Source organism: Streptomyces iconiensis (assembly GCF_028657195.3).
GTDB lineage: Bacteria > Actinomycetota > Actinomycetes > Streptomycetales > Streptomycetaceae > Streptomyces > Streptomyces iconiensis.
Window position 1 is genome coordinate 1 of the sequence record NZ_JANCPR020000077.1, and the last position, 21413, is coordinate 21413.

Consider the following 21413-nt stretch of genomic DNA (forward strand, 5'->3'; position numbering starts at 1 on the left):
GTCCAGAGGGGGCGGAGCCCCTTTTGGCGGGGGGATTGCCGGGGGGCGGAGCCCCCCGACGCCCGGCCGGCGAGGCCAACGGGGGACAGGGGGCGAAGCCCCCATGTTGAACGGAAACTGGCTTCAAAGCACAGGAACAACAACAGGGGGGCACGGGCCCGCACGGGACCCAGGCCCGCAGAGGGCCAGGTCCGAAAAGGGGTCGGGGCCCGTGGAGGGGCCCCGGGTAGGGGAGGGGCGTGGCGTCAACCCTGACGAACGGCACATGCCCACCATGACTTCCGGGTTGGGGATTTGCGCGGTGTTCAACTTAGGTTTGGACGCCATGCGACAAGAAATGCGACAGGAGTACCGGCCCCGCCCCACAGCGGCCCTCACCGCGCTGGCCATCGGCGCCGTAGGAGTCGGCTGGCTGTTCCCCGGCGGATTCGGCGGCGAGCGCCCCGTGCACGTCACGGGCGGAGCCTCCGCCTCCGCGTACCGGTCGGTCAACGAGGCGGTGATCGACGGGCCCAGCTGGCTGGCCTCCGTCTTCGAGCTGGCCACCGAGGGCACCCTCGTACTCCTCGGGCTCCTGCTCGTATGGGTCGCGTGGTCCGGCTTCAGGGCGCGGGACCCGCGCCGTACGGCCGGAGCCGTCCTCGCGGGCGTCGGCACCGTGACGGCTTACGTGATCAGCGAGATCCTGAAGGTGATGGCCGACGAGGAACGCCCGTGCAGAGCACTGAAGGGCGTCGACTCGATCATCGACTGTCCCGGCCCGGCCGACTGGTCGTTCCCGAGCAACCACTCCACCCTCGCCATGGGCCTGGCCATGGGCCTCGTCCTCGTACGGCCCCGCATCGCGGCCATCGCGCTGCCCCTTGGTGTCGCGGGAGGAGTGCTGCGTGTCCTCGTCGGCGCCCACTACCCGCACGACGTGCTCGCCGGCATCCTCCTCGGCGGCTCGGTCTCCGCCGCCGTGGTGCTGCTGCTCGGCCCGCTCGCCGCGCGTGCCGCCGCCCGGCTGTGGCCCGGCCGGCGCAGGCGGGGAGACGCCCAGCCCGCCGCGCCCGCGCACACGCCGGGCGAGGACAGCCACACGATGGCCCTCACGGTGAACGCGCCCCAGGGCGGCCCCCGTTCAGCCCCTGCCCACGGCCCCGCTGCCGGGTACGATCCCCGCCTCGTGGGCCATGACGGCAGCCGCGGCCCTGTTGTCCACACCCAGCCGGGTCAGGATCGAGCTGACATGGGCTTTGACCGTTCCTTCCACCACGCGCAGCCGCCGCGCGATCTGCCCGTTGGAGAGCCCGGCACCCAGGAAGGACAGCACTTCCCGTTCCCTGACGGTGAGCGTGCCGACCCGTTCGCGGGCGGTGGTACGGCGCCCGGCCACGGCCCCTACGCCGGAGGCGGCGAGGTGCGCGACGACTCGGGCCGCGACTTTCGGTGACAGACAGGCCGCCCCCTCGGCCACGGCACGCACGCCCCTGGACGCCGCCTCCCGCAGCAGCGCCACCGCCTCGATCCCGCCCCCGGCGAACGGAACGGGACCCGCCCCGCAGCAAGCGGAACGGGTCCCGTAGGGACGGCGGAGGCTCAGGAGCGGCGCCGGATCACGTTCCCGAGCCACACCAGCGGATCGTACTTACGATCCGCTGCCCGCTCCTTGAGCGGAATCAGCGCATTGTCCGTGATCTTGATGCCCTCCGGGCAGACCTCCGTACAGCACTTGGTGATGTTGCAGTAGCCGAGCCCGTGGTCGTCCTGTGCGGTCGTCTTGCGGTCGAGTCCTTCGGACTCGGCGGCGTCCAGGGGGTGCATGTCCAGTTCGGCGATGCGCATCAGGAAGCGGGGCCCCGCGAACGCGGGCTTGTTCTCCTCGTGGTCGCGCACCACGTGGCAGGTGTCCTGGCACAGGAAGCACTCGATGCACTTGCGGAACTCCTGCGAGCGGCCCACGTCCTCCTGCTGCATCCGGTACTCGCCGGGGCCGAGTTCCTGGGGCGCCACGAACGACGGGATCTCGCGCGCCTTCTCGTAGTTGAAGCCGACGTCGGTCACCAGGTCCCTGACGACGGGGAAGGCCCGCAGCGGTGTGACGGTGATGACGTCGGTCCGCTCGAAGGTGGACATCCGCGTCATGCACAGCAGCCTCGGTCGCCCGTTGATCTCCGCGCTGCACGAACCGCACTTGCCCGCCTTGCAGTTCCAGCGCACCGCGAGGTCGGGAACCTGGGTGGCCTGGAGGCGGTGGATGATGTCGAGGACGACCTCGCCCTCGTTCACCTCGACGGTGAAGTCCTCAAGGTCCCCGCCGTCCAGGTCGCCGCGCCAGACCTTGAAGTGCGCGTCGTAGCTCGTCGTGTCCGTGTCCGTCGCCGGTGTCATTCTGCCGTCAGCTCCTCGTCGGTCAGGTACTTGATCAACTCCTCCTTCTCGAAGAGTTCGAGGAGGTCGCCCCGGATCGCGGGCATCGTGCGCCGCCGCAGGCTGATCCGGCCCGTTTCGTCGTCCGGGGGTGCGGCCAGGCCGCAGACGAGGTTCGCCCTGCGCCACTCGCGGTCCATGTCCGGGTAGTCGTCCCGGGTGTGGCCACCGCGCGACTCCGTACGGTTCAGCGCCGCGCGGGCCACGCACTCGCTGACCAGGAGCATGTTGCGCAGGTCGAGCGCCAGGTGCCAGCCGGGGTTGAACTGCCTGTGGCCCTCGACCCCGGCGCGCGCCGCGCGCTCCCGCAGCCCGGCGAGCCGGGTGAGGGCCTGGGCCATCTCGTCCTCGCGGCGGATGATCCCCACGAGGTCGTTCATCGCCTGCTGCAGCTCCTGGTGGAGCGTGTACGGGTTCTCGGCCGGGCCGTCCCCCGCTCCCGCAGCGGCGGCTTCGGCTGTCCCGGCGCTGAACGGGCGCAGCGCCTCCTCGGCCGCAGCCGCGATCTGCTCCTCGCTCACGGCCGGGCGGCTCTCGCCGTTCTCGCGCGCGTACTCGGCCGCGTACAGCCCGGCACGCCGGCCGAACACCAGCAGGTCGGAGAGCGAGTTGCCGCCGAGCCTGTTGGAACCGTGCATGCCGCCGGCCACCTCGCCCGCGGCGAAGAGCCCGGGCACCCCCGCTGCCGCCGCCGTGTCCGAGTCGACGTCAACGCCGCCCATCACGTAGTGGCAGGTGGGTCCGACCTCCATGGGTTCTGCCGTGATGTCCACATCGGCCAGCTCCCTGAACTGGTGGTGCATGGACGGCAGCCGGCGTTTGATCACCTCGGCGGGCATCCGGGTCGAGACGTCGAGGTAGACACCGCCGTGCGGGGTACCGCGTCCGGCCTTGACCTCGGAGTTGATGGCGCGGGCCACCTCGTCGCGCGGCAGCAGCTCGGGTGGGCGGCGGTTGTGCTCGGGGTCCTCGTACCAGCCGTCGGCCTCCTGCTCGGACTCCGCGTACTTCTCCTTGAAGACGTCCGGCACGTAGTCGAACATGAAGCGCTTGCCCTCGGAGTTGCGCAGCACCCCGCCGTCCCCGCGCACCGACTCGGTGACCAGGATGCCCTTGACGGAGGGCGGCCAGACCATGCCGGTCGGGTGGAACTGCACGAACTCCATGTTGATCAGCGAGGCCCCGGCCAGCAGCGCCAGCGCGTGTCCGTCACCCGTGTACTCCCAGGAGTTGGAGGTCACCTTGAACGACTTGCCGATGCCACCGGTCGCCAGGACGACGGAGGGCGCCTCCATGACGAAGAAGCGGCCGGTCTCACGCTCGTAGCAGAAGGCACCGCTGACCCTGTCGCCGCCCGCCTTCCCGCTGCCCGTCTTCCCGTCGGTGCCCGTCTTCTCGCCGTCAGCGGCCGGGCCGTCGCCGGGAGCCGTGAGGATGCGGGTGACGGTGCACTCCTGGAAGACCTTGATACGGGACTCGTAGTCGCCCGTCTCCTTGTGGTCGGCCTGCTGGAGCGCCACGACCTTCTGCTGGAGCGTGCGGATCAGTTCGAGCCCCGTACGGTCGCCGACGTGTGCGAGGCGCGGGTACTCGTGGCCGCCGAAGTTGCGCTGGGAGATCCGGCCGTCCTTCGTACGGTCGAAGAGCGCGCCCCATGTCTCCAGTTCCCACACCCGGTCGGGGGCCTCACGGGCGTGCAGTTCGGCCATGCGCCACTGGTTGAGGAACTTTCCGCCGCGCATGGTGTCGCGGAAGTGGACCTGCCAGTTGTCGGCCTCGTTGGCGTTGCCCATGCTGGCCGCGATGCCGCCCTCGGCCATCACCGTATGGGCCTTGCCGAAGAGCGACTTGCAGATGACGGCGGTACGCAGCCCCTGCTCGCGCGCCTCGATGGCGGCCCGCAGTCCGGCCCCGCCGGCGCCGATGATGACCACGTCCCACTGCTGGCGTTCGACTTGCGTCATGTCTCGTACATCCCTCTCGGAAGAAGCGGGCTCAGAAGAGCCGCGGGTCGGTGAAGGCGCCGGTCGCCAGCAGGTAGACGTAGAAGTCCGCGAGAGCGACGCTGATCAACGAGGCCCAGGCGAGCAGCATGTGCCGCTCGTTGAGCTTTCCGACCCAGCCCCACATGCGGTAGCGCACGGGGTGCTTGGAGAAGTGCTTCAGCCGCCCGCCGATGATGTGCCGGCAGGAGTGGCAGGAGAGGGTGTACGCCCAGATCAGCACGATGTTGACCAGGAAGACCAGCGTGCCGAGGCCCATGTGGCCCCACTCGTAGTGCTCGTCCCTGAAGCCGAGCAGGGTGTCCCAGGTGAGGATCACCGCGACGAGCATCGCCGCGTAGAAGAAGTACCTGTGGATGTTCTGCAGGATCAGCGGGAAGCGGGTCTCACCGGTGTACTTCTTGTGCGGCTCGGCGACGGCGCAGGCCGGGGGAGAGGCCCAGAAGCCCCTGTAGTAAGCCTTGCGGTAGTAGTAGCAGGTGAGGCGGAAGCCCAGCGGGAAGATCAGAATGATCAGCGCGGGCGACAGGCCCCACCAGTCCCCGAACAGCGCCCAGTTGGGGCCGCCCTTCATGGTCTCGCAGTTGTCCGCGAGACACGGGGAGTAGAACGGCGAGACGTAGGGCGCCTGGTAGTAGTCGGTGTTCGCGAACGCGCGCCAGGATGAGTAGACGACGAACGCGAGCAGCCCCAGCGCCGTCGCCGCAGGCGCGAGCCACCAGCGGTCCTTGCGCAGGTGCGGCTCGGTGATGGCGGCACGCGTGCTACCGCGTACGCCACCGGGCTGCGGGCCCGTGTTCAGTTGGGGTTCGGTGCCAGTGGCCAACGGTTTCTCCGGAAGAGGCGACAGATCAGGGGTTGCGGACCCACCGGCCGTGCTCAGGGCGCGTGCCGGTCCTTTGCGCCCAGCCCCTCGTCGTCCATGTCACTGGCGGCCGTCCACAGTCCGGAGTCGTACGGCTGGTCCGGGATGGTCACCATCTCGACGCGCGGCTCGGGAGCCTCCTGTGGCGTGGCGGCCCTGAGGAGGGAGAGCGACTCCTTGAGGTGCTCGGTGTCGCTCCGCACCCTGCGGATCTCCAGTCCCGTGCCGATTCGTTCCTCCAAGCGGCTGACACTGCGCGCGAGATCGTCGAGACAGCGCTGAGTGGCCGTCAGTTCATCGTGCAGAGACATGAGTTGCCCACCTCCGCGGGTGGTGGCGGCTGGCGTGGTCCATGCGCGTGGCGAGTGTTACGCGCCACACTCCCGCTTGTGAAGGGTGCGTAGCGCCTTTCCGCTCGTACGGACCATTCGGCGTGCGGCAGGGCGACGGCTCATGACCCGTACGGCCCCCCGCGGCCACCGTGCGGCGGACGGGGGCCGCCGAGCAGCCAGTTGCCGGGCGAATCGGGGTCGGTGCTGGTGAAGAACTCGACGAACGCCTCGTGCACCTCGTTGTGCTCCAGCGTCCCGCTGTTGTCGCGGTCCAGCGTGCGGTAGGCGGTCCGCAGATCGTGCTCCGAGTCGAGCCGGAAGCCCGCGGCCAGCAACGCCCGGTACTCGCGCTCGGACAGCAGGCTGTCGCCGTCCACGTCCGCGATGTCGACCATGGCGCAGCACAGCGAGTTGACCGCGGCCACCAGCGAGCGCCGCTCACGGCGCAGCGCCCGTGCGACGCAGGCGGCGAACGCCTCCCGGTCCAGCGCGCCCGTACCCTCCCTGTCGTGCAGCCGCCACAGCTTGCGCAGGCACGCCAGCAGTCTCCTGTGCTCGCGGCTGCCCGGGCGGTGCCGGAAGGCGCGCGCGACGCGGGTGGCGGCCAGCTCGTAGTCACGGAAGGTGAGCCGCACCGGCGTGCTGCGCCGCCCGGTGCCCGAGGGCGCGTCGACCAGGCAGTCGAACCAGCGGTCCAGCTTCCAGCGCAGCAGCGGATCCAGCGGTTCCGGCCCGGTGGGCGCGGCCGGTGGCGTACGGGAGCCGGGGGTCCGGCCGTTGGGGCCGCGGCGGCGGAAGGGCCATACGGGCGGTGACACGGGGCTCACCTCTCCTGGGACCGCAGGTGGTACTGCACGGTCACGAAGGCGTCGGGCCTGATGGCCGCGTCGCCGCTGAACGGCTCCTCGAAGGAGGTGACCAGGAAGACCGAGAGCGCGACGACGCCCGCGAGCACGGAGACGATGATCCGCTGGAGCCAGTCACGGCGTACGCCGAAGAAGAACACCATGACGACGGCCAGCACGCCGCCGCAGTAGAACATCAGCCAGACGACGGCCGGAACGTCCCGCACGCTCGCGTGCAGCCGCTGGCGGCGGCTCTCGTCGAGCCGGCTGAGGCGTTCGATGGAGGGCCCGTACAGGGCGTTCTCCCTGTCGTCCGGCCCCATGCTGGTGTAGATGGTCCACAGCTCGGCCAGCGCCGCCTGGGCCTGGGGCTCGGAGCCCCGGTGCGCCATGGCGTGCCACTCGTCGTTGATCACGATCCCGGCGTAGGTCAGTGTCGCCTCCCGCACCTGCCGGTGTACGGGCCCGGAGAAGCCGTGGGACAGCCGTTCCAGGTCGGCCAGCGCGTTGGCCTCCTGCGCGACGAGCGTGTCGGCCCGCGAATAGCCGTCCCAGACCACCACGACGGAGAAGTGGACCAGGGTGGCGTAGAGCGAACCGACGATCGCGAAGACGGCGGCCTGTACGGCGCTGTTCTGCTCGGCGACGACATGGCGTACCCCGTGCCTGGCCAGCGGCAGACCCGCGTTGACCATCAGCACGGCAGCGGCGACCAGCAGCAGGCAGGCGACCACGGCGGGCAGTTCGGACAGCCGGACCACGACGAGCCCCGCGCAGGAGCCCAGGAGCACGGTCCAGTGGACCCACAGGCGATGGTGCTTCACGGGGCGCCGGGGCGTGATTCCAGGGGCAGTTGGCTGCCCCCGGGCGGCCGGGCCCAGCGTCGCCCCCACCCCTGATACAGGTAGCTGACGAGGCTGTCCCACTCCTGTTTGCTGCGGTACGGGCTGTAGGGGGCGGGGCGGATGACGGCCTCGGACGACCAGACGGGCTCGATCCTGCCGTCCAGCCGGATACGGCCCACCCGGGCGCGCTTCCACAGGTGCCGGTTCTGCCTGTCGGCGTAGACGGTGCCGCCGGGCGCCTTGACGGAGGCGCCGCGCACGGAGCGGAGCACGGCCTCGGGAGAGGTGTCGCCCGCCGCGCGCACGGCGCGCGCCCACAGGTGGACACCGGTGTAGGCCGCCGCGACGGTGTCGGAGACGTGCGCCGCCCCGTAACGGCGCTTGAACTCCCTGACGAAGCGGGTGTTGGCCGCGTCGGGCAGCGATTCGAAATAGTTCGCCGCGACATAGTCGCCCGCCACGAACGCCCCCGATTTCCTGCGCGCCTCCTGCGAACGCAACTCCCATTCGTCCGCCACGAGATTGAGCGTGGGAATACGCTGTGCGTCGCGCCCGCCGCCCCTGAGCGCCGAGAAGAAAGGCCCGTTGGTGTCGCCCGCGAGCGCCGATACGATCACATCAGGTTCGGTCTTCCGGATTCTGCGCACCGTTTCCTTCACGTTTTCCGAACCGGGCGGCAGATACTCCTCGCCTGTCACCCGCCCACCGGAGGAGCTGAGTTGGGAATGCACAAGCGCGAGGGAGACGCGGGGATAGATGTAGTCGGAGCCGACGAGGAAGAAGGAACGCGCTCCGTTGTCCAGGAACCACTGGACGGCCGGGGTGATGTACTGGTTCGGCGTAGCGCCCGTGTAGATCACCCGGCGCGAGGTCTCGCCGCCCTCGTAGACCGCGGGGTAGACGAGCAGGCCGCCGTCGCGCTCCACCACGGGGATCATGCTGCGGCGTGCGGCCGACTCGTAACCACCGAAGATCGTCCGGACGCCGCCGCTGGCCAGCAGCCTCTTTGTCTCCTGAGCGAAGACCTTGCCCCGGGACCTGCCGTCCGCCAGAACCGGTACGATCTCGCGGCCCAGCAGCCCGCCCTTCGCGTTGATCTCGTTGATCGCCATCACCGTCGCGTGGTGCAGCGGCTTCTCGGCCCCGGCCAGTCTGCCGGTGTGCGAGTGCAGGACCCCCACCCTCAACGGTGGTCTCGGCCGCGGGTCGGCCGGCGTCACCGCCGAAACCAGCAGCACATAGGTGAGCACCGCGAGCGTCATGAGCGCGATCATGCCGCGCTCTTTTACCGTGGGCCTCACCCGGGATGCCGCCAATTCCCGTGCGAGGCGCCGACATCAACGCTGAACCCGCACATCACATCCTCCTCACGCATTCCACCCCGCTGTACTTCGCGACCTTGCCGTGAAGCATCCACGAACCCCATACGCCAAGTCCATGGATCTCCGTTTTGCGGCCCGAATGAGTGAAATGCCGGGAACTATGCCTTGGCTTCCCCGGAATGGCCGATTTCCCTTTCTCGCGGAACATGAGAGAAGAGGGTGCTTCGGAGGGCGTCTCGAAGGGCGTCTCGAACTCGACCGGTCACTTCGCCGACCGCCGCCGGCCTGTGAGCGGCGTCCCGCTCAGTGACCCCGCTCAGTGGGCGCTCTCAGCGGCCCTCCGCCCTCCCGAACACCGCTGTCGCCTGCTCGGCCGTAACTATGTCCGTATCGGCGAGGTAGGTCTCGGCCCACGCATGTGCGTCCGGGTACCGCGAGTCGGCGCTCACGCGCGCGCGTGCGGCCCGGAAGTCGTAGCGGGTGCGGCGCAGTTCGACGCCGGGCCCGAGCAGGGCCCAGTGCGCACCGGGCTGCCCGTACGGCATGCCGACGCTGCCCGGGTTGACGACCGTACGGCCGTGGACCGTCCGTACGAACGGCATATGCGTGTGCCCGCACACCACCGTGCCGACCCCCGTGTCGACCCCCGCCAACACCTCGGCCCAGCGCTCGGCCGAGGAGTCGACCAGCACGAACTCCGCATCGTCACGCGGTGTCGCATGGCAGAACAGAACGCGTCCCAGTCCGGCGACCTCCAACTCGGCGGAAGGGGGCAGCGTCGCCAGCAACTCCCGCTGGTCCGGGCGCAGTTGTGTCGCCGCCCAGTCCGTCACCGCGTCTCCCGAGGGCTTCCCCTCGACCAGCTCCCGGTCCCCGTTCCCCTTGATCCACACGGCCCGCTCGCCCAGCGTCGCCAGCAGATCCAGCGTCTCCACCGGCAGCGGCCCTGCGGCCAAGTCGCCCGCCAGTACGACCCGTTCGGCCTCCCGGACCTCGGGCTCTCCCAGTACGGCCTCCAGCGCGGGAAGGACCCCGTGAACATCAGCCAGAACCGCGACACGTCTCACCATGCGTTCGAACCTACAGCCGGTCGAACTCCATTCCGCCGCCTGGTCGTTGCCGCCTCCCGGCAACCCTGACAACAGCGTCTCCGCCCGGCCCGGACCGGCCGGCTCCGGTTGTCAGTGGCGGCTGGCACACTCCCCGCATGAGACCTGTGGACGTGGTGGCGAAACTGTGGGACCGCATCGAGGCCCGGGACTGGGGTGCGGTGGGTGGGCTGATGGCGGAGGACGCGGTCATCGAGTGGCCCGTCAGCGGCGAACGCATCGTGGGGCGGGACAACTTCGTCGCGATACAGAGCGAGTATCCGGAAGGCTGGTCCATACGCGTCCTGCGGGTCCTCGCCGGAGGCGAGGACAGCGAGCAGGTCGCCTCCGAGGTCGAGGTGCCCCACACGGAGTTCGGCGTCTTCCGCGCGGCATCCTTCTGGACGGTCAGCGAGGGCCGCATCACGGCGGGCCGCGAGTACTGGACGGACCTCGGCGGCGAACACCCGCCCGAGTGGCGCACCAAGTTCACGGAGCCGATCTGAGCGAGGGCGGGAGGGCCGCCCGGACGGTGCCAGGGGTCCCGACGGCGCCAGAGTCCCGGAGACCCGACGGCGCCAGGGTCCCGACGGCGCCAGGGCGCGGGACTCGGCGTCGGAGTCTGGGGGCCCCGGGCAGGCCCGGGAGTCAGGGGCCGCCCGGAGTCGGGGACCCCGTAGCCCCGTAGCCCCGGAGTCGGGAAGGCCGGAGCCTCCGCGTCGCCCGGGAGTCCCCGTAGCCCTCCGTAGCCGGGAGTCCGCTGGCCCCACGTGTGGGCCCCAGCGGGTGTGCTCCGCACGAGTGGCGTGCGGGGGCGGTGCGCCGTGTCTGCGGCGTGCGTGGGGCGGGCTCGCCTTCAGTGGGCCGAAAGATGTGATGAGCCGCCAAAGCCGCTGATAGTGGACGTACGCGGGCGCGCGGCCAGCCCCGGAGGTTTCAGCATGCGAGCCGTCCCAGCCGAATCAGCCGCACCAGCCGAATCAGCCAGACCAGCCGCATCAGCCTGGTGGTCCCTCAGCGGAGCCGCAGCGCGGCGCTGCGCGGCGGCCCTCACCGTGGGGGTACTGCTTCCGCTTCCGCTCGCCGCGTCCGGCTCGGCCTCGGGGGACTCGGGCGGCGGCGCGCAGCACGACGCGACGGGCGATGTACGGCCCGCCGAGCGGAACCAGGTGTCGTCCGGAGGCACGCTGCGCTGGGCCGTCGACGCGGCGCCCACCACGCTCAACACGTTCCAGCCCGACGCGGGCGAGGCGACCGAGCGGGTCGCGGAGGCCACGCTTCCCTCCCTGTTCACGCTGGACAAGCAGGGTGCACCGCAGCTCAACCAGGACTACCTGCGCGGCGCCGAGATCACCGAGACCGAGCCTCGCCAGACCGTGGTCTACAAGCTCGGCCCCAAGGCGCGCTGGAGCGACGGGCGCCGCGTGGGCCCCGCCGACTTCCGGGCCCAGTGGAAGGCGCTGCGCGGCAAGAACAGCGCGTACTGGACGGCGCGTAACGCCGGATACGAGCGGATCTCGAAGATCACCAGGGGCGAGGGCCCGCGCGAGGTGAAGGTCGTCTTCGCCAAGCCGTACGCGGACTGGCGTTCCCTGTTCACGCCGCTCTACCCGAAGCAGGTCATGAGCAGCCCGGACGCCTTCAACGACGGTGCCCGCACCCGGCTCCCCGCCTCGGCCGGGCCCTTCCGCGTTGCGAAGATCGACAAGAAGAGCGGCACCACCACCCTGGAACGTGACCCGCACTGGCGCGGCGAGCGCGCGAAGCTGAAGCGCATCCAGCTCAAGGCCGTACCCCGCGACGAGCGGGCGGCGGCGCTCGCCAAGGGCAAGCTGGACCTCGCCGACGTGGACCCGTCCGCCGTGAAGAAGGCCACATCCGGCAAGAAGGCGGAGAAGAAGTCCTGGGAGCACTTCGGGAGGAAGGTGGCGGCCAAGGAGGAAGGCCAGGACGCCGTCAAGAAGGGGTACGGCGTACGCAAGGCCCTCGACCCCGCCTACACACAGCTCACTCTCAACGGTTCCAGCGGCCCTCTCGCCGACGAGCGCGTGCGCCGGGCCGTTGCCGGCGCCCTCGACCGCGGCGAGCTGGCCAAGCAGGCGCTCGACAGTACGGGGCTCCCCGCCGAGCCGCTCGGCAACCACCTGAGGATGGCGGGCCAGGACGGCTACAAGGACAACAGCGGCGCCGTGGGCGGGGGAGACGTGGACGCCGCACAGTCCCTGCTCGCCGACGCCGACTGGAAGAGCGGCGGCGCCTTCGCACAGCCGGGCCCGGCACGGCCAGGTCACAAGGGCCAGAAGGACGAGAGGGAGGCGAAGGGCGAGAAGAGCGGGGAGCGGGGGAAGCGTGAGGCCGGTTCCGAGCGCCGGGCGCACGGCGGCCCCGAGGAACCGCCCCGCAAGGGTCACTCGCCGGACGCGGGAGCACGCGCGCCCCACCGTGTCGAGGCCGAGGCGGCCGTGGTTCCGCTCACTCCGGCCCAGATCGCCCGCGTCACCGACAAGCCCCTCAGCCTGACGGCGTCCGCCGGTGTCCAGCGCGGAGCGCTGCTCGCGCAGGCGGCGCACCTGGAGATCGCGGAGGCCCGCGAGAACGATTCCCGGAGCGAGCTGCGCCAGGCGCGCGCCGCGCTCGCCGTGGCCGAGGAGGTACGGGCGAAGGCCGGCGAGCTGCGCCTGCTGTCCGGCGGCACCGCCACCCCCGTACGCAGCAAGAACGGCAAGCCGCTCGCGCTCAGATTCGTGCTTCCCGGCGGGCCTGGGTCGGAGTCGCTCAGGGCGACGGGGGAGCGGATCGCGGAGATGCTCAACGGCGTCGGCATCCGTACACAGATCAAGGAAGTGCCGAACGCGAGCTACTTCAAGGACCACGTCGCGGCGGGCGAGTACGACCTGGCGCTCTACTCCTGGCCCGCGTCGGCCTACCCGGCGACCGACGGGCGGCCCATCTTCGCCAAGCCGTCTCCCGCGGCCGACGGGTCGCTGCTCGTCGAGCAGAACTACGCGCGGGTGGGCACCGACCAGATCGACCAGCTCTTCGAGCAGGCAGCCGGTGAGCTGGACGACGGGCGGCGCGGGGAACTGGTGGAGAAGGCGGACGCGCGGATCTGGGCGGTGGCGGGGTCCCTGCCGCTCTACCAGAGGCCGCAGACCGTTGTGGCCAAGAACTCGCTCGCCAACGCCGGCGCCTTCGGCTTCGCCACCCCCCGCTACCAGGACATCGGCTTCCAGAAGTCCTGATGGAGGACGGGAGGGGGCCTGGCGGAGGTCCTGGTGGGGGCCCTGGTGGGAGCCCGGTGAGGGTCTGAAGGGGAGGGGAACCGGACGGGCCCGTTCCACCTGCCCGTCCGGTTCGTCCGGGCGCCCGCGGCGGCCGTGTCGCCGACGGGCCCGTACGATGGTTGACGAGGCCGCGGCGAGATCAGCCCGGCATGGGGGCGGCGCAGACCGGTTCGGGTCACCGCCCGCCCCAACCGTCAACCCGGGAGAAGCGCCCCAGCATGCCCACCCGTCACCCGACCACCACCCCCGATGGTCAGAGCTCCGCACAGGCCCCCTTGACCCGCGACGACATCCGTAACGTCGCCATCGTCGCTCACGTCGACCATGGCAAGACGACTCTGGTCGACGCCATGCTCAAGCAGGCGGGCGCCTTCGCGGCCCACCAGCTCGAATCCGTCGACGACCGGATGATGGACTCCAACGATCTGGAGCGCGAGAAGGGCATCACCATTCTCGCGAAGAACACCGCGATCAAGTACCTCCCCAAGGACGGCGGGGCGGTCACGATCAACATCATCGACACCCCCGGCCACGCCGACTTCGGCGGCGAGGTCGAGCGCGGTCTGTCGATGGTGGACGCGGTGGTGCTGCTGGTCGACGCGTCCGAGGGACCGCTGCCCCAGACCCGTTTCGTGCTCCGCAAGGCCCTTGACGCACGGCTGCCCGTGATCCTGTGCATCAACAAGACGGACCGGCCCGACGCACGGATCTCGGAGGTCGTCGACGAGACGTACGACCTGTTCCTGGACCTGGACGCCGACGAGGAGCAGATCGAGTTCCCGATCGTCTACGCCTGCGCCCGCGACGGCATCGCCTCGCTCAAGCAGCCGGCGGACGGCGAGGTCCCGACGGACAGCGACAGCGTGGAGCCGTTCTTCACCACGCTCCTGGAGACAGTGCCCGCGCCCGAGTACGTGCAGGGCGCTCCCCTCCAGGCGCACGTCACCAACCTGGACGCCGACAACTTCCTGGGCCGTATCGCACTGCTGCGCGTCGAGGCGGGCGAGCTGAAGAAGGGCCAGACCGTGGCCTGGATGAAGCGCGACGGCACGATCCAGAACGTACGCATCAGCGAGCTGATGATGACCGAGGCGCTCACCCGCAAGCCCGCGGAGAAGGCCGGCCCCGGCGACATCTGCGCGGTGGCGGGCATCCCCGACATCATGATCGGCGAGACGCTCGCCGACCCCGAGAACCCGGTCGCGCTCCCGCTGATCACGGTGGACGAGCCGGCCATCTCGATGACGATCGGCACGAACCAGTCGCCGCTCGTCGGCAAGGGCGGCAAGGGCCACAAGGTCACGGCCCGGCTGGTCAAGGAGCGGCTGGAGCGCGAGCTGGTCGGTAACGTCTCGCTGCGCGTGCTGCCGACCGAGCGCCCCGACACCTGGGAGGTGCAGGGTCGCGGTGAGCTGGCGCTGGCCATTCTGGTCGAGACGATGCGCCGCGAAGGCTTCGAGCTGACCGTCGGCAAGCCGGAGGTCGTCACCCGGGAGATCGACGGCAAGCTGCACGAGCCGGTCGAGCGGATGACCATCGACGCGCCCGAGGAGCACCTGGGCGCGATCACGCAGCTCATGGCCTCGCGCAAGGGCCGCATGGAGACCATGGTCAACCACGGTTCGGGCTGGATCCGCATGGAGTGGCTCGTGCCGGCGCGTGGCCTGATCGGCTTCCGTACCGAGTTCCTGACGGACACCCGGGGCACGGGCATCGCGCACTCCCTCTTCGAGGGCCACGAGCCGTGGTTCGGCGATCTGCGGACGCGGCGCAGCGGCTCGCTGGTCGCCGACAGGGCGGGCAAGGCGACGCCGTTCGCGATGATGAATCTTCAGGAGCGCGGCACGATCTTCATCGAGCCGGGTACCGAGGTGTACGAGGGCATGCTGGTCGGCGAGAACTCCCGCGCCGACGACATGGATGTCAACATCACCAAGGAAAAGAAGATGACCAACATGCGGGCTGCGGCTGCCGATACGACGGAGAACCTCGTACCGCCGCGCAAGCTCTCGCTGGAGCAGTCGCTGGAGTTCTGCCGCGAGGACGAGTGCATCGAGGTCACGCCGGAGACCATTCGCATCCGCAAGGTCACCCTGGACATGAAGGAGCGGGGTCGCGCTACGGCGCGCGCCAAGCGGTGACGCTGCGCGCTGTGCGTGCCTCGCCCCTGTGCGGTTCGGTTCCTTGTGTTCCGTGGGGGCGGGGTGCCGCCGCCTGTCGCCTGTCGTTGTCGGCCGCCTGCCGCTGTGTGCCCGTGGGGTGCGTGGGGGTGACGGTCGTGGGTGAACTGCGGGCCGTGCGGGGCTGGTCGCGCAGTTCCCCGCGCCCCCTTTCGGGGCTCGGGGGTAGCGGACAGTAGTTGGGTGACTCAACTCGCAGTAGGGGTCGCATCCTTGGGATGCGGCCCCTACTGCGTTGTGGGGGCGTCCGGATAACGGTGTGAGTGGCTTGCAGAAAGTCCGGATTCTTACCGTTTGGTGCGCGTTCATGCCCGCTCAGCGAACAAATAAAGGTGGGTGTAACCAAACCGAGATCCTGGATCTCTGGTTCACGGAGGGCGAATGGGTCGATAGTGGTGACCTAAAGCTCGGGTTAATGGGTCACGCACCGTATAGAGGGCGCCGACTCCGCGAGCATGGGGGCGTGTGCGAAGTTCGACGAGGCTGTCGGCGCTGCACCGCCCCCTCTCCCTTGGTGAATGACTCCTGGAGGAGGACGCCCATGCGTGGATCGAGAAGTGTGAAGTGGGCCGCCCTGGCGGCGACCGTGGCCATGGCCGCCACCGCGTGCGGCGGGGGCTCCGGCTCCGGCGGCTCGTCGGCGGCGGGCAAGCCCGAGGGCTATGTGTCGATCAATGTGAACGAGCCCCAGAAGCCCCTCGTCCCGGGCAACACGAACGAGACCCAGGGTGCCTACGCGATCAACTCGCTCTTCACCGGGCTGGTGAAGTACACCCCTGAGGGCAAGCTGGAGAACGCGAACGCCGAGTCCGTCACCAGCAAGGACTCGAAGACCTGGACGGTCAAGCTCAAGAAGGGCTGGAAGTTCCACAACGGCGAGGACGTCACGTCCGACTCGTACATCGACGCCTGGAACTGGTACGCCAACATCGCCAACAACCAGCAGAACAGCTACTGGTTCAGCGACATCAAGGGCTACGACGACGTTCACCCCGAGAAGGGGAAGGCCAAGAAGGACGCCATGTCCGGCCTGAAGAAGGTCGACGACCACACCTTCACCATCGAGCTGACGCACCCCGTCTCCTACTTCAAGGAGAAGCTGGGCTACTACACCTGGACCCCGCTGCCCAAGGGCTTCTTCAAGGACCCGAAGGGCTACGGCCAGAAGCCGGTCGGCAATGGCCCGTACGAGTTCGAGAAGTGGACCCACAAGAAGCTCGTCCAGGTCAAGGCGTGGAAGGGCTACAAGGGCGACAACAAGCCCAAGAACAAGGGCGTCCAGTTCAAGGCGTACTCCGGCTACGAGGCGTCCTACCAGGACGTGCTCTCCAAGAACCTGGACATCAGCCCCCAGGTCGCGCCGAAGGACCTCGCCAAGCGCAAGTCCGACTTCGGTGACCGTGCGCTCGACGAGCCCTTCGCCGCGACGCAGCAGATCACCCCGGCGTTCTACTCCAAGAGCTTCAAGGACGTGGACCCGAAGGTCCTCCAGGGCCTGTCGATGGCGATCGACCGTAAGTCGATCACCAAGACGGTGCTCCAGGGCAGCCGCGTCCCGGCCACCGGCTTCATGCCGGAAATGGTCAAGGGCTACCAGAAGCTCGACACCGACATCTTCGACTACAACCCGTCGAAGGCGAAGAAGCTGATCAAGGAGGGTGGCGGCGTCCCGGGCAACAAGGTCGCCATCCAGTTCAACGCCGACGGTGGGCACAAGGAGTGGGTGACCGCGGTCTGCGCCTCCATCCGCAAGGCGACCGGCGTCGAGTGCGTCGGCGACTCCAAGCCGGACTTCCAGACCGAGCTGGACGCGCGTGATGCCAAGCAGGTCAAGTCCTTCTACCGCGGTGGCTGGGTGGCCGACTACCCGCTGAACGTCAACTTCCTCAAGGAACTCTTCGACTCCAAGGCCCAGGCCAACTACGGCGGGTTCAAGGACCCGAAGATCGACGAGCTGTTCCGTAAGGGCGACAAGGCAACCGACCTCGACGCGACCGTCAAGGACTACCAGGCCGCCGAGCGCGAGCTCGTCAAGAAGATGCCGTCCATCCCGCTGTGGGACTACGCGGCCAACGTCGTGCACACCGACGCTGTCGACAACGTCAAGATCGACTTCCGTGGCGACGTCGTCATGACGGACGTCACCGTCAAGTAAGTCCGCGCGCAGTGCGCGCACGGGACCGCCGCACCCTCACACGGGCGGCGGTCCCCGCGCTCACCGTCACCGTCACCCACTCACGGAGGCACCATGGGGCGCTATGTCGCGCGGCGACTGCTCCAGATGATCCCGGTCTTCATCGGGTCAACCCTGCTGATCTTCTGCATGATGTACGTCCTCCCCGGCGACCCCGTGCGCGCCCTGTGGGGCGAACAGTCGGCCGACCCGGCGCAGATCGCGGCACTCAAACACCAGCTCGGGCTGGACCTGCCCCTGTGGCACCAGTACTGGAACTACCTCACGGGCCTGTTCCAGGGTGACTTCGGTACGCAGATCGCCAGCCAGAGACCCGTCGCCGATGTCATCGCGCAGGCGTTCCCCGTGACCCTCCGGCTCACGATCTTCGCCTTCGTCTTCACCGTTGTCGCCGGCGTCCTGCTCGGCCTGATCGCCGGGCTCCGTGCCGACAAGGCGCTCGACCGCGTGGTGCTGTTCTTCACGCTGCTGCTGATCTCGGTACCCAGCTTCGTGCTCGGCTTCCTCTTCCAGTACCTGTTCGCCTTCAAGCTCGGCTGGGTGACACCGACCGTCCAGGACTCCGAGGCGTGGGGGCAGCTGCTGCTTCCCGCGATCGTGCTCGCCGGCCTCTCGCTCGCGTACGTCACGCGTCTCACCCGCACGTCCGTCGCGGAGAACCTCCGCGCCGACTACATCCGCACCGCGGTCGCCAAAGGGCTGCCGCATCGCCGGGTGGTGGGTGTGCACCTGCTGCGCAACTCGCTCATACCTGTGGTGACCTTCCTCGGTACCGACGTCGGTTCGCTCATGGCGGGCGCGGTCGTCACGGAGGGCATCTTCAACGTCCAGGGCATCGGTAACGCGATCTTCGAGGCCCTGAACCGTCGCGAGGGTTCGACGGTCGTCGGCATTGTCACGCTGATCGTCATCGTCTACCTCGTCGCCAGCCTCATCGTCGACCTGCTCTACGCGGTCCTGGACCCGAGGATCCGTTATGCCTGAGACCGCCACCGCGCCCGCGCCCGTCGTCCTGGGGAAGAACCAGGAACCGGCACCCGGCCAGTCGCCCAAGGGGCGCAGCCTCTGGTCCGACGCCTGGCGCGACCTGCGGCGCAAACCGCTCTTCATCATCTCGGCCGTGCTGATCGTGCTGCTGCTGGCGATGGTCTTCTTCCCCGGACTGTTCACCTCGGCGTCCCCCATCGACGCCGACCTGACCAAGCACTTCCAGGGCGAGCCCAACTACGGCCACTTCTTCGCGCCCGACTGGTTCGGCTACGACGGCCAGGGCCGCTCGGTGTGGGCCCGCATGGTCTACGGGGCCCGCGCCTCTGTCACTGTCGGCGTGGTCGTGACCCTGGTCGTCACCATCCTGGGCGGCATCGTCGGCCTGGTCGCCGGGTACTTCGGCGGCTGGCTCGACAGCCTGCTGTCCCGGGTCACCGACATCTTCCAGGGCATCCCCTTCCTGCTCGGCGCCATGGTCGTGCTGACCTCGTTCGCGGAGCGCAAGGTGTGGGTCGTCAGCGCGGCCCTGATCTTCCTCGGCTGGACCCAGATCGCGCGTGTCGCGCGCGGCGCCGTCATCACGGTCAAGCAGGCCGACTACGTGCACGCCGCGAAGTCCCTGGGCGCGAGCACGTCCCGCATCATGTTCCGGCACATCGTGCCCAACGCGCTGGCGCCGGTCATCGTCATCGCCACCACGGCGCTGGGCGGCTACATCGGTGCCGAGGCGACGCTCTCGTACCTCGGTATCGGCCTCGCCGACCCGACGGTCTCCTGGGGCATCGACGTCTCCTCGGGCAAGGACGCCCTGCGGACGGCGCCGCACGTTCTGATATCCCCGGCCATCATGGTGTCCATCACCGTGCTGGCGTTCATCATGCTCGGCGATGCGGTCCGCAACGCCCTCGATCCGAAGAGCCGTTGAGGGAGGCGCGCGACCAATGACCTTGCTCGAAGTGCGTGACCTGCACGTCGATTTCCACACCCGCGACGGCATCGTGAAGGCCGTCAACGGTGTCAACTACAGCGTGGACGCCGGGGAGACCCTGGCGGTGCTGGGCGAGTCGGGTTCCGGCAAGTCCGTCACGGCGCAGGCGATCATGGGCATCCTGGACATGCCGCCCGGGCGCATCCCCAAGGGAGAGATCCTTTTCCAGGGCGAGGACATGCTCACGATGTCCAAGGAGCAGCGGCGCAAGCTGCGTGGCGCCAAGATCGCCATGATCTTCCAGGACGCGCTGTCCTCGCTGAACCCGGTGCTGAGCGTGGGCTACCAGCTCGGTGAGATGTTCCGCGTGCACCAGGGCCTCTCCCGCAAGGAGGCCAGGGCCAAGTCCATCGAGCTGATGGACCGGGTCAACATACCCGCGGCCAAGGACCGGGTCAGGGACTACCCGCACCAGTTCAGTGGCGGTATGCGGCAGCGCATCATGATCGCGATGGCGCTGGCGCTGGAGCCGGACCTGATCATCGCGGACGAGCCGACCACGGCGCTGGACGTCACCGTGCAGGCGCAGGTGATGGAGCTTCTCGCCGATCTCCAGCGCGAGTTCAACATGGGGCTGATCCTCATCACCCATGACCTCGGTGTCGTCGCGGATGTCGCGGACAAGATCGCGGTGATGTACGCCGGGCGCATCGTGGAGACCGCGCCGGTCAAGGAGCTGTACAAGGCTCCCGCGCACCCGTACACGCGGGGTCTGCTGGACTCCATCCCGCGCCTGGACCAGAAGGGCAGGGAGCTGTACGCGATCCAGGGCCTGCCCCCCAACATGTCCCGGGTGCCCGAGGGCTGCGCCTTCCATCCGCGCTGCCCCGCGGCGCAGGACATCTGCCGCAGCGAACTGCCTCCGCTCGCCGAGGTCGGCGCGGGACGCGGCAGCGCCTGCCACTTCTGGAAGGAGACCCTCGGTGACTGAGCAGTCGGAGCAGAGCAGGAAGAACGGGTCGGAGGGGAAGCGCGAGCCGATCCTGGAGGTGCGGGACCTGGTCAAGCACTTCCCGCTCAGCAAGGGCGTCCTCCTCAAGCGGCAGGTGGGCGCGGTCAAGGCCGTCGACGGCATCTCGTTCGACCTCTACCCGGGCGAGACGCTGGGCATCGTCGGCGAGTCGGGCTGCGGCAAGTCCACCGTCGCCAAGCTGCTGATGAACCTGGAGCGGCCGACCGCCGGGACCATCAAGTACAAGGGCGAGGACATCACCCGCCTCTCCGGACGGGCGCTGCGCGAGGTGCGGCGCAACATCCAGATGGTCTTCCAGGACCCGTACACCTCGCTCAACCCGCGGATGACGGTCGGCGACATCATCGGCGAACCGTTCGACATCCATCCCGAGGTGGCACCCAAGGGCGACCGGCGGCGCAGGGTGCAGGAACTCCTGGACGTGGTCGGGCTGAACCCCGAGTACATCAACCGCTACCCGCACCAGTTCAGCGGCGGCCAGCGGCAGCGCATCGGTATCGCGCGCGGGCTGGCTCTGCGGCCGGAGATCATCGTGGCGGACGAGCCGGTCTCGGCGCTGGACGTGTCGGTGCAGGCGCAGGTGGTGAACCTGATGGAACAGCTGCAGGACGAGTTCGGGCTCTCCTACATGTTCATCGCGCACGACCTGTCCATCGTCCGGCACATCTCCGACCGGGTCGGCGTGATGTACCTCGGCAAGATGGCCGAGATCGGCACCGACGAACAGATCTACGAGCACCCCACGCACCCGTACACGCAGGCGCTGCTGTCGGCCGTGCCCGTGCCCGACCCCGAGATACGCGAGGGGCGCGAGCGGATCGTGCTGGAGGGTGACGTGCCCTCGCCGGCCAACCCGCCCTCCGGTTGCCGCTTCCGCACCCGGTGCTGGAAGGCCGAGGCACGGTGCGCGGAGGAGACACCGCTGCTGGCTGTTCCCAAGGTGTTCGAGGCCGCGGGAACGGGCGCAGCGCACGCGTCGGCCTGCCACTTCGCCGAGGAGAGGGCCGCCGTGGTCGTGGCCTGAACCGGGCCGTCAGGTCGGGCGGGCTACCGCCCGACCGGGTGGGCCGCCAATCGGGGTCTCCCCGGGGA

16 protein-coding genes and 2 pseudogenes are annotated in these 21413 nt (G+C 69.2%); 9 read left to right on the forward strand and 9 right to left on the reverse strand.

What is annotated here, in order from left to right; genetic code table 11:
* Nucleotides 1-694 precede the first annotated feature (694 nt).
* A pseudogene (locus NMN56_RS43490) lies at nt 695-910 on the forward strand (phosphatase PAP2 family protein); the annotation flags it as partial.
* A 213-nt stretch (nt 911-1123) separates the two neighbouring features.
* Here the strand turns inward: NMN56_RS43490 and NMN56_RS40800 are convergent.
* The 9 genes and pseudogenes from NMN56_RS40800 to NMN56_RS40840 form a co-directional block, all read right to left on the reverse strand.
* Nucleotides 1124-1471 (reverse strand): annotated as a pseudogene (locus tag NMN56_RS40800) (LuxR C-terminal-related transcriptional regulator); the annotation flags it as partial.
* Between the two features lie 110 nt (nt 1472-1581).
* Nucleotides 1582-2373 carry a succinate dehydrogenase/fumarate reductase iron-sulfur subunit gene (locus NMN56_RS40805; RefSeq protein ID WP_274040890.1) on the reverse strand — a complete coding sequence of 264 codons (792 nt, stop codon included), beginning with the start codon at nt 2371-2373 and terminating at the stop codon, nt 1582-1584.
* Nucleotides 2370-4376: a fumarate reductase/succinate dehydrogenase flavoprotein subunit gene (locus NMN56_RS40810; protein WP_274040889.1), complete on the reverse strand. Its 2007-nt coding sequence runs from the start codon at nt 4374-4376 to the stop codon at nt 2370-2372. Before NMN56_RS40810 ends, NMN56_RS40805 begins: the two co-directional genes overlap by 4 nt.
* Nucleotides 4377-4407: 31 nt before the next feature.
* Nucleotides 4408-5241, reverse strand: coding sequence for a hypothetical protein (locus NMN56_RS40815; protein WP_274040888.1), 834 nt, complete (start codon nt 5239-5241; stop codon nt 4408-4410).
* A gap of 53 nt (nt 5242-5294) precedes the next feature.
* On the reverse strand, nt 5295-5591 hold the full coding sequence (locus NMN56_RS40820) for a hypothetical protein (protein ID WP_274040887.1): 297 nt from the start codon (nt 5589-5591) through the stop codon (nt 5295-5297).
* Nucleotides 5592-5731: 140 nt separating this feature from the next.
* Nucleotides 5732-6430 carry an EF-hand domain-containing protein gene (locus tag NMN56_RS40825; protein ID WP_274040886.1) on the reverse strand — a complete coding sequence of 233 codons (699 nt, stop codon included), beginning with the start codon at nt 6428-6430 and terminating at the stop codon, nt 5732-5734.
* A 5-nt stretch (nt 6431-6435) separates the two neighbouring features.
* Entirely contained in the window at nt 6436-7281 is an 846-nt protein-coding gene (locus tag NMN56_RS40830) for a bestrophin-like domain (RefSeq protein ID WP_274040885.1), read from the reverse strand.
* On the reverse strand, nt 7278-8576 hold the full coding sequence (locus NMN56_RS40835) for an urea ABC transporter substrate-binding protein (protein ID WP_274040884.1): 1299 nt from the start codon (nt 8574-8576) through the stop codon (nt 7278-7280). Before NMN56_RS40835 ends, NMN56_RS40830 begins: the two co-directional genes overlap by 4 nt.
* Before the next feature lie 377 nt (nt 8577-8953).
* Entirely contained in the window at nt 8954-9694 is a 741-nt protein-coding gene (locus NMN56_RS40840) for a metallophosphoesterase family protein (protein WP_274040883.1), read from the reverse strand.
* A 137-nt stretch (nt 9695-9831) separates the two neighbouring features.
* Between NMN56_RS40840 and NMN56_RS40845 the strand changes: the two genes are divergently transcribed.
* From NMN56_RS40845 to NMN56_RS40880, 8 genes are all read left to right on the forward strand, one after another.
* Nucleotides 9832-10218 (forward strand): nuclear transport factor 2 family protein, encoded by a 387-nt coding sequence (locus NMN56_RS40845; protein WP_274040882.1) that lies wholly within the window; start codon nt 9832-9834, stop codon nt 10216-10218.
* A gap of 435 nt (nt 10219-10653) precedes the next feature.
* Nucleotides 10654-12954, forward strand: coding sequence for an ABC transporter family substrate-binding protein (locus NMN56_RS40850; RefSeq protein ID WP_274040881.1), 2301 nt, complete (start codon nt 10654-10656; stop codon nt 12952-12954).
* Nucleotides 12955-13214: 260 nt separating this feature from the next.
* Complete coding sequence (gene typA / locus NMN56_RS40855) at nt 13215-15137, forward strand: translational GTPase TypA (RefSeq protein ID WP_274040880.1); 1923 nt, start codon at nt 13215-13217, stop codon at nt 15135-15137.
* Nucleotides 15138-15717: 580 nt separating this feature from the next.
* Nucleotides 15718-17331 carry a peptide ABC transporter substrate-binding protein gene (locus tag NMN56_RS40860; RefSeq protein ID WP_274040879.1) on the forward strand — a complete coding sequence of 538 codons (1614 nt, stop codon included), beginning with the start codon at nt 15718-15720 and terminating at the stop codon, nt 17329-17331.
* A gap of 93 nt (nt 17332-17424) precedes the next feature.
* Nucleotides 17425-18354 (forward strand): ABC transporter permease, encoded by a 930-nt coding sequence (locus NMN56_RS40865; RefSeq protein WP_274040878.1) that lies wholly within the window; start codon nt 17425-17427, stop codon nt 18352-18354.
* Nucleotides 18347-19285, forward strand: a complete 939-nt coding sequence (locus NMN56_RS40870) for an ABC transporter permease (RefSeq protein WP_274040877.1) — start codon at nt 18347-18349, stop codon at nt 19283-19285. Before NMN56_RS40865 ends, NMN56_RS40870 begins: the two co-directional genes overlap by 8 nt.
* On the forward strand, nt 19248-20279 hold the full coding sequence (locus NMN56_RS40875) for an ABC transporter ATP-binding protein (protein WP_430542837.1): 1032 nt from the start codon (nt 19248-19250) through the stop codon (nt 20277-20279). The genes NMN56_RS40870 and NMN56_RS40875 overlap by 38 nt, the downstream gene beginning before the upstream one ends.
* Nucleotides 20272-21345 carry an ABC transporter ATP-binding protein gene (locus NMN56_RS40880; protein WP_274040875.1) on the forward strand — a complete coding sequence of 358 codons (1074 nt, stop codon included), beginning with the start codon at nt 20272-20274 and terminating at the stop codon, nt 21343-21345. The genes NMN56_RS40875 and NMN56_RS40880 overlap by 8 nt, the downstream gene beginning before the upstream one ends.
* Nucleotides 21346-21413 lie beyond the last annotated feature (68 nt).

Bases quoted from the DNA above. Each gene is read 5' to 3' on its own strand.
- NMN56_RS40805 (WP_274040890.1), bottom strand. From the start codon at position 2,373: ATGACACCGGCGACGGACACGGACACGACGAGCTACGACGCGCACTTC.
- NMN56_RS40810 (WP_274040889.1), bottom strand. From the start codon at position 4,376: ATGACGCAAGTCGAACGCCAGCAGTGGGACGTGGTCATCATCGGCGCC.
- NMN56_RS40820 (WP_274040887.1), bottom strand. From the start codon at position 5,591: ATGTCTCTGCACGATGAACTGACGGCCACTCAGCGCTGTCTCGACGAT.
- NMN56_RS40835 (WP_274040884.1), bottom strand. From the start codon at position 8,576: ATGATCGCGCTCATGACGCTCGCGGTGCTCACCTATGTGCTGCTGGTT.
- NMN56_RS40840 (WP_274040883.1), bottom strand. From the start codon at position 9,694: ATGGTGAGACGTGTCGCGGTTCTGGCTGATGTTCACGGGGTCCTTCCC.
- NMN56_RS40845 (WP_274040882.1), top strand. From the start codon at position 9,832: ATGAGACCTGTGGACGTGGTGGCGAAACTGTGGGACCGCATCGAGGCC.
- NMN56_RS40850 (WP_274040881.1), top strand. From the start codon at position 10,654: ATGCGAGCCGTCCCAGCCGAATCAGCCGCACCAGCCGAATCAGCCAGA.
- typA (WP_274040880.1), top strand. From the start codon at position 13,215: ATGCCCACCCGTCACCCGACCACCACCCCCGATGGTCAGAGCTCCGCA.
- NMN56_RS40860 (WP_274040879.1), top strand. From the start codon at position 15,718: ATGCGTGGATCGAGAAGTGTGAAGTGGGCCGCCCTGGCGGCGACCGTG.
- NMN56_RS40865 (WP_274040878.1), top strand. From the start codon at position 17,425: ATGGGGCGCTATGTCGCGCGGCGACTGCTCCAGATGATCCCGGTCTTC.
- NMN56_RS40870 (WP_274040877.1), top strand. From the start codon at position 18,347: ATGCCTGAGACCGCCACCGCGCCCGCGCCCGTCGTCCTGGGGAAGAAC.
- NMN56_RS40875 (WP_430542837.1), top strand. From the start codon at position 19,248: ATGCGGTCCGCAACGCCCTCGATCCGAAGAGCCGTTGAGGGAGGCGCG.